Annotated in this window: 11 protein-coding genes; 5 read left to right on the top strand and 6 right to left on the bottom strand. The window is 74.3% G+C overall.

What is annotated here, in order from left to right; translation table 11 throughout:
• Positions 1-75 precede the first annotated feature (75 nt).
• The 5 genes from ACFC02_RS01195 to ACFC02_RS01175 all read left to right on the top strand — a co-directional run bounded on the left by ACFC02_RS01195 (position 76) and on the right by ACFC02_RS01175 (position 6513).
• The gene (locus tag ACFC02_RS01195; protein ID WP_376350446.1) at positions 76-1284 is read left to right on the top strand and encodes an ROK family protein; all 1209 of its coding nucleotides are present in this window, start codon (positions 76-78) and stop codon (positions 1282-1284) included.
• A gap of 343 nt (positions 1285-1627) precedes the next feature.
• Positions 1628-2245 (top strand): N-acetylmuramoyl-L-alanine amidase, encoded by a 618-nt coding sequence (locus ACFC02_RS01190; protein WP_376350445.1) that lies wholly within the window; start codon positions 1628-1630, stop codon positions 2243-2245.
• Between the two features lie 351 nt (positions 2246-2596).
• Positions 2597-4678, top strand: coding sequence for a SpoIIE family protein phosphatase (locus ACFC02_RS01185; protein WP_376350442.1), 2082 nt, complete (start codon positions 2597-2599; stop codon positions 4676-4678).
• Between the two features lie 109 nt (positions 4679-4787).
• Positions 4788-5135, top strand: a complete 348-nt coding sequence (locus tag ACFC02_RS01180) for a VOC family protein (RefSeq protein ID WP_376350441.1) — start codon at positions 4788-4790, stop codon at positions 5133-5135.
• 178 nt (positions 5136-5313) lie between these two features.
• Positions 5314-6513 (top strand): phosphodiester glycosidase family protein, encoded by a 1200-nt coding sequence (locus ACFC02_RS01175; protein ID WP_376350439.1) that lies wholly within the window; start codon positions 5314-5316, stop codon positions 6511-6513.
• 66 nt (positions 6514-6579) lie between these two features.
• Here ACFC02_RS01175 and ACFC02_RS01170 read toward each other — a convergent pair whose 3' ends face one another.
• From ACFC02_RS01170 to ACFC02_RS01145, 6 genes are all read right to left on the bottom strand, one after another.
• Positions 6580-6774 carry a hypothetical protein gene (locus ACFC02_RS01170; protein WP_376350437.1) on the bottom strand — a complete coding sequence of 65 codons (195 nt, stop codon included), beginning with the start codon at positions 6772-6774 and terminating at the stop codon, positions 6580-6582.
• Between the two features lie 124 nt (positions 6775-6898).
• Positions 6899-7795, bottom strand: coding sequence for a phosphatidylinositol-specific phospholipase C/glycerophosphodiester phosphodiesterase family protein (locus ACFC02_RS01165; protein ID WP_376350435.1), 897 nt, complete (start codon positions 7793-7795; stop codon positions 6899-6901).
• A 173-nt stretch (positions 7796-7968) separates the two neighbouring features.
• Positions 7969-9072, bottom strand: coding sequence for an acyl-CoA dehydrogenase family protein (locus ACFC02_RS01160; RefSeq protein WP_376350433.1), 1104 nt, complete (start codon positions 9070-9072; stop codon positions 7969-7971).
• Positions 9069-10292, bottom strand: coding sequence for an acyl-CoA dehydrogenase family protein (locus tag ACFC02_RS01155; RefSeq protein ID WP_376350430.1), 1224 nt, complete (start codon positions 10290-10292; stop codon positions 9069-9071). The genes ACFC02_RS01160 and ACFC02_RS01155 overlap by 4 nt, the downstream gene beginning before the upstream one ends.
• Positions 10289-11266, bottom strand: a complete 978-nt coding sequence (locus tag ACFC02_RS01150; protein WP_376350428.1) for an NADPH:quinone oxidoreductase family protein — start codon at positions 11264-11266, stop codon at positions 10289-10291. Before ACFC02_RS01150 ends, ACFC02_RS01155 begins: the two co-directional genes overlap by 4 nt.
• A gap of 81 nt (positions 11267-11347) precedes the next feature.
• Positions 11348-11941 (bottom strand): helix-turn-helix domain-containing protein, encoded by a 594-nt coding sequence (locus ACFC02_RS01145; protein ID WP_376350425.1) that lies wholly within the window; start codon positions 11939-11941, stop codon positions 11348-11350.
• Between the last annotated feature and the right edge of the window lie 69 nt (positions 11942-12010).

Raw genomic sequence — 12010 nt, 5'->3', positions numbered from 1 at the left:
CAGGACCGGCGGGACCTGGCCGGACATCGTCCGCCGAGGCCCCGCCGCCGGACACGGACCGAGGACGACGGAGGCATGACCGCACCGCTGAACGATCCCCGCCCGACCGGTCCGGGACGTGCGCTGTCCGACACGCAGCAGGGCATGCGCCGCCGCAACCTCGCCCGGGTCCTGCACACCGTCAGCGCCGAAGGGCCGCTGTCGCGGGCCGCGGTCGCCTCACGCATCGGGCTGACCCGTGCGGCGGTGTCGACGCTGGTCGACGAACTCGTCCGCTCCGGCCTCCTGGAGGAACTGGGGCCCGAGCGGCCCGGCCGGGTGGGCCGCCCCGGCTCGGCGCTCGCCGTCAGCGGGCGCGGCCCGGCCGGGATCGGCGCCGAGGTCGGCGTCGACCACCTCGCGGCCTGCGTGGTCGACCTGCGCGGGCAGGTCAGGGCCCGGGCCGTGCGGCACGGCACGAACCGGGGGCGCGCCCCGCGACCGGTGACCGAGGATCTCACCGCGCTGATATCCCAGGTGGTCGCCGAGGCGGAGCGGCAGGGCCTGTGGCCGGCGGGGCTCGCCGTCGCCGTGCCCGGTCTGGTCGCACGGGACGGCCGTACGGTCGTCCGCGCCCCCAACCTGGACTGGCACGACACCGACCTCGGCGCCCTGATGCCCGACGCGTACGCCCTGACCGTGGACAACGAGGCGAACTTCGGCGCTCTGGCCGAACTCTGGCTCGGCGAGCACACACCGCAGGATTTCCTGCACGTGTCCGCGGAGATCGGCATCGGCGCCGCGCTGGTGGTCGACGGGCGGCTGCTGCGCGGAACCCGTGGCTTCGCCGGCGAGCTGGGGCATGTGCCGGTCGAACCGGAGGGACCCGCGTGCCCGTGCGGCGGCCGGGGCTGCCTGGAGCAGTACGCGGGCGAGGAGGCCGTGCTGCGGGCCGCCGGGCTGGCAGCGGGCGAGGGGCGGGTCGGGCTGCTCGCCGGCCGCGCCGCCGCGGGCGACGCCGGCGTGCGGCGGGCCCTGCGCGACGCCGGCCGGGCACTCGGCGTCGCGCTGACCGGCGCGGTCAACCTGCTCGATCCGCAGGCCGTCGTGCTCGGCGGGGCGCTGGCCGGACTCGCTCCCTGGCTGCTGCCCGCGCTGGAGGCCGAGCTGGACCGGCGCACCGCGGGACCGGCCTGTCCGGTGTCCGTCTCGCGGTTCGGCCCCGAGGGGCCGCTGCTGGGCGCCGCGCACGCGGTGGTCCGAGCCGTTCTCGACGACCCCGCGGCAGTGGCCGAACGCCTCTGAAACCTGGCGCAGTTCACTCGTCCGAGTGGTCGAGTTGTCCACAATCCGCCGCCCGTCCACGGATCCTTGCCGTGCCCTTCTGCCCAACCCGTCGGCGCCGTACCGTGATTCACGCGAGGCGCCGTGCACGGGCGGACGACGGCGCACCGCACCCACCCGGTCGCACCCCCGTTGCCGTGGTGTGCGACACCAACCGGACACAAGGGCCGGGCTCCGCACGGAGCGCCCGGCCGTGCGCGAGACTCACCGCCACCGACGGACATCCCTCCACGCACCCGCAGAACCCCACGAAGAGCGAGATCCCCCCACACGGACAGCCCCCACACGAGAAAGGTCCTCGCCCATGGACCGGGCCGGATCCCAGCCCAGCCGACGGCGCATCCTGAAGGGCGCCGCCCTCGCCGCCGTCCCCGCCGCCTTACTCCCCGCCTCCCGCGCCACGGCGCACCCCCGGCCCCGGTCCGTGCCCCGGACCGCCGACTACCCGCCCGCCGAATGGCAGCCGGCCTCCAGCTCCAACTACACGGCCTCCGACCGGCCCACCAGCTACTCCCTCGACCGAGTGATCATCCACGTCACCCAGGAGACCTACGCCAACACACTGGCCATCTTCCAGAACCCGGCGAAGAAGGTCTCCGCGCACTACCTCGTCCGCTCCGCCGACGGGCACGTCGCGCAGTGCGTCCGCGAGTCGGACATCGCGTGGCACGCGGGCAACTGGGACTACAACACCCACAGCATCGGCATCGAGCACGAAGGGTGGGTGGACAGGCCCGCGTACTTCACCGACGCGCTGTACGAGCAGTCGGCCCGGCTCACCTCGGCGATCTGCGACCGGTACGGGATCCCCAAAGACCGTGCGCACATCATCGGGCACTACGAGGTACCGGGCACCGACCACACCGATCCCGGACCGCACTGGGACTGGGTCCGCTACCTGAGAATGGTCAACTTCGACTGACACCGGCCGCCCACCCGCCCGCGCAGCCCCCGGCCGCCGTAGGATCCGCCGGCCCGCCTCCGGCTCCCCCCTCCCCGGGCCCAGCGGTCCGCACCCGAGCACCCCGAGCCCACCGTCCCCGCCCAGCCTAGCCCGCACCCGGCCACCCCCGGGTCCACCGTCCCCACCCGGTCCGCGCCCGGCCACCCCCGGACCCACCGGCTCTCACCCCGTCGCCCCGGGGGCCGGCGGTCCGCTCCCGCGCTGCGCGTGCGGTGGGCCCCCGCGCGGAGCACGCTGGAAGCCAGCACCCGGGGCATGCCCCCGGGCGCGGGGCGAGCGGACGGACGGGCGCGGCCGAAGGAGGCCCCAGTGGCGTACGGAGACCCCGGACGACCTGTGGAGAAGACCCCGGCCGCCATGCTGGAGGCGCTTTTCACCAGCTCACCGGTCGGGCTGCATCTCCTGGACCCCGAGCTGCGGGTGGTGCGGCTGAACACCGCGGCACCCCTCGTGCGGGGGGAGGCCCCGGACGACCTGGCCGGGCGGCCGATCCGGGACGTCTACCGCATGGTCGAGGACAACGACATGGAGACCGCTCTGCGCGAGGTGCTGGAGACCGGCGAGCCCCTGTTTCAGCGGCTCGTGGGGGCACGCGTCGAAGGGGAGCCGCCCGAGGAGCGCTGCTTCGAGACGACCGCCCTGCGTCTGGAGGGCCGTGGCGGCGACGTGCTCGGTCTCGCGGTCACCGCGGTCGACGTCACCGAACGCGAACGGGTCCGAGCCCGCTCCCGGGTCCTCGACGCGGTGCTGCGACGGGTCGGGCGGACCCTGGACCCGGTGGTGACCGGCGACGAGCTGGTCGCGGCCGTGGTCCCCGAGTTCGCGGACATCGCGGTCGTGGAGGTGGTGGAATCGGTGATCCGGGGCGACGAGCCCCCGCCCGCTCCGCTGCCGCCGGGCACGCCGTTGATGCGCACCGCCTTCCGCAGCGGCACCACGCATCCGCCGCAGGCGCACCCGGTCGGCGACGTGCGGCGGCTGCCGGCGCCCACGCCCTTCACGCAGGCCCTGACCGACCTGCGCCCCCGCATCGTCCCACTGCGTCCGGGGGACGAGTGGATGCCGGCCGACCCGCCGCGCATGGAGGCCGTGCGTTCCTCGGACGCCCACACGCTGCTCGCGGTGCCCCTGGCCCTGCGTGACACGGTGCTGGGGCTGGTCAGTCTGTACCGGTCGGGCGAGTCGCCGCCGTTCGACGCGGACGACCACCGGCTCGCGGTCGAGGTCGCCGCCCACACGGCCCTGTGCATCGACAACGCCCGGCGTTTCGTCCGTGAGCACACCGTCGCCGCGACGGTCCAGCGCCAGTTGCTGCCCCGCCGCCCCGAGTCGCACGCCTCGCTGGAGACCGCCTACCTGTCGGTCACCGGTGCCGACCCGGGCGCCTGGTACGACACCGTCGCCCTGTCCGGCGCCCGCACCGCACTCGTGGTCGGGAACGTCTCGGGCCGGGGGGTGAACGCGGCGGCCAGCATGGGCCAGCTGCGTACGGCGCTCAGGTCGCTGTCGGCGTTCGACCTGCCGCCCGACGAGTTGCTGGCCCGCCTGCACGACACAGCGTCCGAGCTGGCGTTCGAGCGCGCGCATCTGCCGCTGGGCGATCCGCTGCGCCGGGAGGCGCTCACCGCCAACTGCGTGTACGCCGTCCACGATCCGCTGACCGGTACCTGCGTGACGGCGGCGGCCGGCGAGCTGGCGCCCGTCGTGATCCGGCCCGACCACACCGTCGGTATCCCCGACACCCCGAGCGGGCCGCCCCTGGGCGCGGCGCAGGACGCGCCGTTCGCGACCGCCGAGTTCGACGTGCCCGCCGGGAGCGTGCTGGTCTTCACCAGCGACCCCCTGGTCACCGCCTACCTGGCGGACTCCTCCCGGCCGCTGCGGGCGGCCCCGGACTACGCCGACCGGCCGTTGCAGGAGTTGTGCGACGCCGTCGTCTACGCCCTCCCGGACGGCCTGGGGGCGGGCGACGCCGCGGTGATCGTCGCCCGCACCCGGTCCTTCCCGCCCGGCGCGTTCGCCTGCTGGCGGCTCGGCGGCGACAGCGCGGCGGTGGGGACCGCCCGCGCCCGCGCGCGCAGGCAGCTCACCGAGTGGGGCGTGGACGACGAGACCGCGTACAACACACAGGTCATCATCAGCGAGTTCGTCACCAACGCCCTGCGCTACGGGAGCCCGCCCATCGAACTCCGCCTGATCCACGACCGCACGCTCACCTGCGAGGTGCGCGACGCCGGCCAGGCCGCCCCTCACCTGCGCCACGCCCGCACCGCCGACGAGGGCGGACGCGGCCTGTTCATCGCCGCCCGACTGGCCCGGGCCTGGGGAATCCGCTACACGGCGACGGGCAAGACCGTGTGGGCCGAACAATCACTGGCGGACGGCCACTGACACCCGCGCCGCTTCGCTACGCTGACCGCGTCCGTCCGCGCCGGCGGACCCTACCGCCCCCGCGGAACCGGCCCGCGCGCGGCATCCGCGCGATCACCGGAGCCGCCCGATGCAAGTCCGCCGTGTCGTACCCAACGTCCGGTCCGAGGCCATGGAGGAGAGCGCGGACTTCTACGGGCTGCTGGGCTTCGAGGAGGTCATGGACCACGGCTGGATCAGGACGCTCGCGTCCACGGTGAACCCCGCCGCGCAGATCAGCTTCATGGGCGCGGACCGGACGGCTCCCGTCGCGCCCGACCTGAGCGTCGAGGTCGACGACGTCGACGCCGCCCACGCGGCGCTGCGCGAGCGCGGCGCGGAGATCGTCCACCCGCTCACCGACGAGGAGTGGGGCGTACGGCGGTTCTTCGTCCGGGACCCGGCCGGCCTCGTCGTCAACGTGCTCGGGCACCGCTGACACCCGAAGGAGTGCGTTTTCCCGTCCGTCGCCGAGTCGTCGGCGCACGGACACCGCCCCGGGCACGGGCTTCTGCTGCACTTCCTCCCTGAGTCCGAACCGAGTTGACGAGGCATCAGGGGGCACGGTGAACACTGCGGGAGTTGTGACGACGCGTCGGGCCGGGCGGTGCAGAACGGTGCTGACCGTTCTCCTCGCCGCCGGCACACTGGCGGGAACGGCCCTTGTGGGAGCGGCGGCACCGGCCGGTGGCGCGCAACGTGCCGAGGAGATCGCGCCGGGTGTCGAGTACCGCGACTTCGACCTCGCCGCGGCCCACGGGCGGGTCCGCGTCCACCTGGTCGGCGTCGACCTGAACAACAAGCACGTCCACGTGGGCCTGTTGCATCCGGACGCGGTGGCGGCGCGCGGCACGGTGTCCCGGCTCGCCGACACCCAGGGAGCGCTCGCGGGCATCAACGGCGACTTCTTCGACATCACCGAGACCCAGCATCCGGGTGTCCCGGCGACCGGCGCGGCGGTCGGCCCGGAGATCGCGGACGGGAGGGCGCTGAAGGCCGCCGTGCCGCGCGGGCAGCGGTTCGGCCCCGCCCTGCCGCCCGGCACGAGCACCGAGGACGTCCTCGGGGTGGACGCGGACCGCACGGCCCGCCTCGACCGGCTGACCCTGTCCGGCTCGGTGACCACACCCGAAGGGCGGCTGAAGCTCGGCGGGTTCAACCAGTACGCGCTGCCGGTCGGTTCGATCGGCGCGTACACCTCCGACTGGGGCGGCCTCTCCCGGGCCCGTGCCGTGTGCGGTACGGACTCGGACCGCGCCGCTGCGTGCAGTACGGACACGTACGAGGTGACGGTCAGGGGCGGCCGGGTGGTCGCCAGGGCCGGCGCGCCCGGCAGCGGAGCCGTCCCCGCGGGCACCACGGTGCTGGTGGGCCGGGAGACGGGTGCGCAGCACCTGCGTAAGCTGTCCATCGGCGAGTCGGTGACCGTCGAGCACCGCCTGACGGCGGCCTCCGGCGTGGCGTACACGTTCGCGGTCGGGGGCTTTCCGGTGCTGCGCCGGGGTGCCGCGCTGCCCGGTCTCGACGGCACGACGCCGGCCGTGCGCACCGCCGCAGGCATCACGGACGGCGGGCACCGTCTGCTGCTCCTGGCCCTCGACGGTGCGTCCGAGTACCGCAGTGGTCTGACCCTCACCGAAGTCGCCGCCGCGCTGCGCGATCTGGGGGCGACGGAGGGCTTCAGCCTGGACGGCGGCGGCTCCAGCACGCTGGTCGCCCGGAAATCCGGCGGGACGAAGGTGAGCGTGCTCAACCATCCGAGCGGAGGCGTCGAGCGGGCCGTCGCGAACGGGATCGGGGTGTTCCCCGGCTCGTGAGGCGCGCGGGGCCGGCCAGGCGCGCGCCTGTCCGCCTCGCCCGTCCGACGCCTGCGCGTACGGGCCTCAGGGCCGCAGGCTGCTGACGATCTCGGCGGTGGCCGCCAGGCCCTGGTGGATGGTGGGGGCCATGCTGGAGCAGGCCAGGAAGAAGCCGAGGAGGCCGCAGACGAGAGCGTGCGAGAACTTCAGCGCGCCGTTGCGCACGAAGATGATCGCCAGGATCGCGAGCAACAGCACCACAGAGATGGAAATAGTCATCGTGAACCTCCTCCGCCACGCCCACTTCGCGGCTTTCGGCCGCAAGTGTGGCGTAGCGGAGAGTTCGTCCGGGCGGCTGACGTGTCCGCCGAACGTGTGGTTCTGCGGTGGGCTCAGGACCGGCTCAGCGCCGGCCGCTCCGGTCGTCGTGGGCGTCCAGGAAGGCCTCCAGGCCGGCGAGGTCGTCGGTGTTGAGGTGGTCGACGCCGGCGGCGAGCAGTTCGGTCCAGACAGCGTCACGGGCCGCTCCGGGCGCGTCCGGGGTGGCCCAGAACCGCACCCTCTGACCGTGGGCGTGCGCCTGGCCCACGATGCGCCGCAGGGTGCGCCGTTCGGCGTCCGGGAAAGGCCCGGCCCCCGCCCAGGTGAAGTTCGAGATCCAGTTGTCGCTGGTCAGCGGGGCGAACGAGGCGGGAGCGGTGCTGCCGAGGTCGGTGAGCCTGCCGTCGTAGAAGGCCCGGCGTACCGTCTGCGCCTCCATGGGCGCGCGGGCCCCCCGGTCGCCGGAGACGACGGCGGTGACCGGGCCCGGGTGGACTCGGCCGTGCGCGTACGTGGTGAACAGGTGGCGGTGGCGGGCCAGGTGCCGGTCGAGCGCGAGGTAGGTGGCGGCACCCTCCGTCTTGATGTCGATCAGGAGTTGCAGGGGCTCGCGCCGGCCCCGGTAGACGGAGCCGTGGTGGGCGCGGACCCGGGCGGCCAGCGGGTCGAGGTAGAGGGCTTCGAGGGTGCGCCTCGGGTCGAGGTCGACCGGGTCGTGGGCGACCAGGAGCTCGCCGTCCACGAGGTAGATGTCGGCTTCCACGCTGCCGAAGCGGTGGTCGAGCGCGTCCAGCAGGGGCCGCGGGTGCTCGTAGTCGTTGTGGGCGTGGGCGCGCCGGAGCGGGCGCGGGCCGCACCGCCGCTCTCCGGCGGCGGCCGGGACGGGCTGCGCGACGGCCTGCACGGCGGGCAGCGCCACGGTGCCCGCGAGGGCGGCGCCGAGAGTGGTGAGGGCTCTGCGACGGGTGGTGAGGGCCATGCTGCTCTGCCTCCCTTGAGGGACGTACGGGTCCTCAGGGGAGTATGCGCGCGACAGACGCTCAACACGTCTGGCCCAGCGCCGAGTTGGCCGGATGGTCCGCATGCGTTCATTCAGGGACGGCAGGCACGGCGGAGGCCCGCGCCCTCAAGGGTGCGGGCCTCTTGGGGCTGTCAGGGCCTGGGGCCGGAGGGCGGGGGCGCCGGCAGGTCGACCAGGCAGGCCAGCGCGTCGCGGTGGACGCCCGCGGTGCCGTACGCGATCGAGTCCGCCTTGGCCCGCTTCAGGTAGAGGTGGGCCGGGTGCTCCCAGGTCATCCCGATGCCGCCGTGCAACTGGACCGCCTCTTCGGCGGCGTGCACGGCGACGGGCGCCGCGTAGGCCTGGGCGACGGCGACCGCGACGTCGGCGTCCTCGTCCCGGGCGAGCGCGTCGGCCGCGTTGCGCGCGGCGGCGCGGAGGTTGACGACCTCCAGCCACAGCTGGGCGAGCCGGTGCTTGAGCGCCTGGAAGCCGCCGACGGGCCGGTTGAACTGCTTGCGCTCCTTCAGATGGCGCACGGTCTGCGTCAACGCCCAGTCCGCGAGGCCGAGTTGTTCGGCAGCGAGCAGTCCCGCTCCGGCGCGCAGGGCGCGGCGCACGGCGGGTTCGGCGTCGCCGAGGCGGCGGCCCTCGGCCCCGTCCAGCCGCACGCGTGCCACCGGGCGCGTCAGGTCCAGGGAGACTAGCCCGGTGACGGTCGCGGCGGACGACGCGACCGCGTACAGGCCTCCGTCGTCGGCGGGCACGAGCAGCACGTCGGCGGTGGTCGCGTCGGCGACGGCGGTCAGCTCTCCGTGCAGGGTGCCGTTCTCCCGTCGTACGACGGGGTAGGGGGCGCCCGGCGCGGTGTGCAGCCCGACGGCGAGCACCCCGATGGACGTGGCCGAGGCCAGCTCGGTCACCAGGTCGTCCGCGCCGCAGGCCAGCAGCGCCTCCGTGGCCACGACGGCGCTCGTGAGGTAGGGCACGGGCGCGACCGCGCGGCCCAGTTCCTCCGCGACGACGGCGGCCTCGCGGTGGGTGGCCCCCTGGCCGCCCAGCTCCTCGGGCACCAGCAGGCCCGCGAGGCCCATGCCGCCGGCGAGCGTCTTCCACAGGGGCAGGTCGTGCGGGGCCGGCGATTCCACCCGCGCGATCACGTCCGCCGGCCGGCAGTGATCGGTGAGCAGGTCGCGTACGGCGGCGCGCAGCGCCTCTTCCTCCGCGGAGTGCAGGAGGTCCGGCTGGGTGCTCATCGGGCCAGGTCCTTCCAGGCGACGTCCTTGTCGGTGCGCGGTTCGGCGGGCAGGCCCAGCACGCGCTCGGCGACGATGTTCAGCAGGACCTCGCTGGTCCCGCCCTCGATGCTGTTCCCCTTGGACCGCAGGTAGCGGTAGCCGGCGTCGCGGCCGGTGAAGTCGACCAGTTCCGGGCGGCGCATGGTCCAGTCGTCGTACAACAGCCCCTCCTCACCGCGCAGTTCCACCTCCAGGCCGCTGATCTCCTGGTTGAGGCGGGCGAAGGCGAGCTTCATGCCGGAGCCCTCGGGGCCGGGCTGGCCGGCGACGAGCTGCTGGCGCAGCCGCTCCGCGGTGAGGCGGGCGACCTCGGCCTCCACCCACAGTTCCAGCAGCCGCCGGTGCAGGTCGTGGGTACGCAGCTGCGGGCGTTCGCGCCAGGTCCTGGCGACCGGGCCGATCATGCCGCCCTCGCGGGGCAGCCGCATGCCGCCGATGGAGACGCGTTCGTTCATCAGGGTGGTCTGCGCGACCCGCCAGCCGTCGCCCGCTTCGCCGAGTCGGTGGGAGTCGGGGATACGGACGCCGGTCAGGAAGACCTCGTTGAACTCGGCCTCGCCGGTGATCTGGCGCAGCGGCCTGACCTCGACGCCGGGGTCGGTCATGTCGCACAGGAAGTAGGTGATGCCCTGGTGTTTGGGCAGGCCGGGGTCGGTGCGGGCGATGAGGATGGCCCAGCGGGCGAGGTGGGCGCTGGAGGTCCACACCTTCTGCCCGTCGACCACCCAGTCCCCCGTGCCGTCGCGGACGGCTCGGGTCCCGAGGGCGGCCAGGTCGGAGCCGGCGCCGGGCTCGCTGAACAGCTGGCACCAGACTTCCTCGCCGGTCCACAGGGGCCGCAGGAACCGCCGCTTCTGTTCTTCGGTGCCGTAGAGCAGGATGGTCGGGGCGGCCATGCCGAGGCCGATGCCGATCCGGCGCGGGTCGTTGTCGGGGGCGCCGGCGGCCTCCAGTTCGGCGTCCACCACGGCCTGCAGGGAGCGGGGCGCGCCGAGTCCGCCGAGGCCCTCGGGGAAGTGCACCCAGGCCAGCCCGGCGTCGAAGCGGGCCTGGAGGAAGGCGAGGCGGTCGGTGTCCCGGGGCAGATGCGCGGCGAGCAACTCCCGGGTGCGGCGGCGCAGTCCGTCCGCGTCGAGGGGGCGGCCGCCGGTCTCGGGGCGGCGATCGGCGCGGCTCACAGGGCGGCTCCGTTCTCCGGTGCGGGCACCACCGTGACGCGCCCGGTGGTGGCGCCGTCGGCGACCCGCTGCACGGCGTCCGCGGCACCGCTCAGCGGCACCCGCTCGCTCACCAGCGGCTTGATCGCGCCCCGGGCGGCCAGCTCGGTGAGCTGCTCGTGGCAGTCCTGGACGAGCTTGGGGTTCTTGGTGTTGTAGAGGCCCCAGTGCAGGCCGAGGATCGAGTAGTTCTTGACGAGGGCGTGGTTCAGGGCCGGGCTCGGGATGGTGCCGCCCGCGAAGCCGACGACGACGATCCGGCCCTCGAAGGCGACGACCTTGGCGGACTGGGCGTACGCCTCACCGCCGACCGGGTCGTAGACCACGTCGGCGCCCCGGCCGCCGGTGGCCTCCTTGACGGCCGCGACGACGTCCTCGCCGCGCCGGTCGACGACGACGTCGCAGCCCAGCTCCCGGGCCACCGCCGCCTTGCGGGGGCCGCCGACGACGCCGATGACCGTGGCGCCCGCCGCCTTGCCGAGCTGCACGGCCGCGCTGCCGACACCGCCGGCCGCGGCGTGGACCAGCAGAGTCTCACCGGCCTGGAGACGGGCCCGGCGGTGCAGGCCGAACCAGCCCGTCTGGTAGCCGATGTGCAGGGCCGCGGCCTCGGCGTCGTCCAGTGCCTCCGGGGCCGGCAGCAGCGCGTCGGCCGCGGCCACGGCGTACTCGGCGAAGCCGCCGTGGGGCAGCGCCGGGTTGGCGAGGACCCTGCGTCCGTCCTCGGTCTCGCCGCAGATCTCCACGCCGGGGGTGAAGGGCAGCGGGGGCCGGACCTGGTACTGGCCCCGGCACAGCAGGGCGTCCGGGAAGTTGATGTTGGCGGCCCGTACCGCGAGCAGGACCTGGCCGTCACCGGGCGTGGGCCGCTCGGTCTCCTCCAGGCGCATCACCTCGCTCGGCTCGCCGTTCTCGTGCACTCGCCATGCCTGCATGCGCCGCCTCCACCGCACTGCGTCGTCCGTCCGGTCGACGGCATACTAAGCGGTCGCTTGCCCTCAGGGGAACAGGGAACCTCAGTCGCCTTCACCGGTCGCGCCGCGCCGTGAGGGCCGCGCCCGCACGTGCATCCGCTCGCCCTGCGGGCCGAACAGGCTCAGGAACTCCACCGGCCCCTCCCCCGTCGACCCGAACCAGTGCGGCACGCGCGTGTCGAACTCCGCCGCCTCCCCCGCAGAGAGCACCACGTCGTGGTCGCCCAGCACGATCCGCAGCTTCCCGGAGAGCACGTACAGCCACTCGTACCCCTCGTGGCTCCGCGGCACCGGTTCCTCCTTGCGCCGCGGTTCGAGCACCTTGTACGCCTGCAACCCGCCGGGCTGCCGGGTCAGCGGCCAGTAGGTACGCCCCCCGCGCACGATCGGCTTCGCCCGCACCCGGGGGTCCCCGACCGGCCCCACACCCACCAGCTCGTCGAGCGGCACCTGGTGGGCCTGCGCGATCGGCAGCAGCAGTTCCAGGCTGGGCTTGCGCAGGCCCGACTCCAGCCGCGAGAGGGTGCTGACGGAGATGCCGGTCGTCTCCGCCAGGGCCACCAGAGTCACCTCCCGCTCCTTGCGGATCCGCCGCAGCCTCGGTCCCACGCCCGCCAGTACGTCGTCCGTCGTCATACCTGTATTGCAGAATCGGCAAACGCATTTGTCAATCCCGCAGGGTTCGGGCGACTGTCGTGCCCGAGA

Origin of the sequence: Streptomyces sp. NPDC056160 (genome assembly GCF_042268205.1) — a bacterium.
In the GTDB taxonomy this organism is placed as follows: domain Bacteria; phylum Actinomycetota; class Actinomycetes; order Streptomycetales; family Streptomycetaceae; genus Streptomyces.
The sequence above is the reverse complement of the archived record's forward strand: the minus strand, read 5'-3'. Positions and strand labels throughout refer to the sequence as shown.

What these genes read in the sequence shown, in the direction of transcription:
- ACFC02_RS01195 (WP_376350446.1), top strand. Translation starts at nt 76, where the DNA reads ATGACCGCACCGCTGAACGATCCCCGCCCGACCGGTCCGGGACGTGCG.
- ACFC02_RS01165 (WP_376350435.1), bottom strand. Translation starts at nt 7,795, where the DNA reads ATGGCCCTCACCACCCGTCGCAGAGCCCTCACCACTCTCGGCGCCGCC.
- ACFC02_RS01150 (WP_376350428.1), bottom strand. Translation starts at nt 11,266, where the DNA reads ATGCAGGCATGGCGAGTGCACGAGAACGGCGAGCCGAGCGAGGTGATG.
- ACFC02_RS01160 (WP_376350433.1), bottom strand. Translation starts at nt 9,072, where the DNA reads ATGAGCACCCAGCCGGACCTCCTGCACTCCGCGGAGGAAGAGGCGCTG.
- ACFC02_RS01190 (WP_376350445.1), top strand. Translation starts at nt 1,628, where the DNA reads ATGGACCGGGCCGGATCCCAGCCCAGCCGACGGCGCATCCTGAAGGGC.
- ACFC02_RS01180 (WP_376350441.1), top strand. Translation starts at nt 4,788, where the DNA reads ATGCAAGTCCGCCGTGTCGTACCCAACGTCCGGTCCGAGGCCATGGAG.
- ACFC02_RS01145 (WP_376350425.1), bottom strand. Translation starts at nt 11,941, where the DNA reads ATGACGACGGACGACGTACTGGCGGGCGTGGGACCGAGGCTGCGGCGG.
- ACFC02_RS01170 (WP_376350437.1), bottom strand. Translation starts at nt 6,774, where the DNA reads ATGACTATTTCCATCTCTGTGGTGCTGTTGCTCGCGATCCTGGCGATC.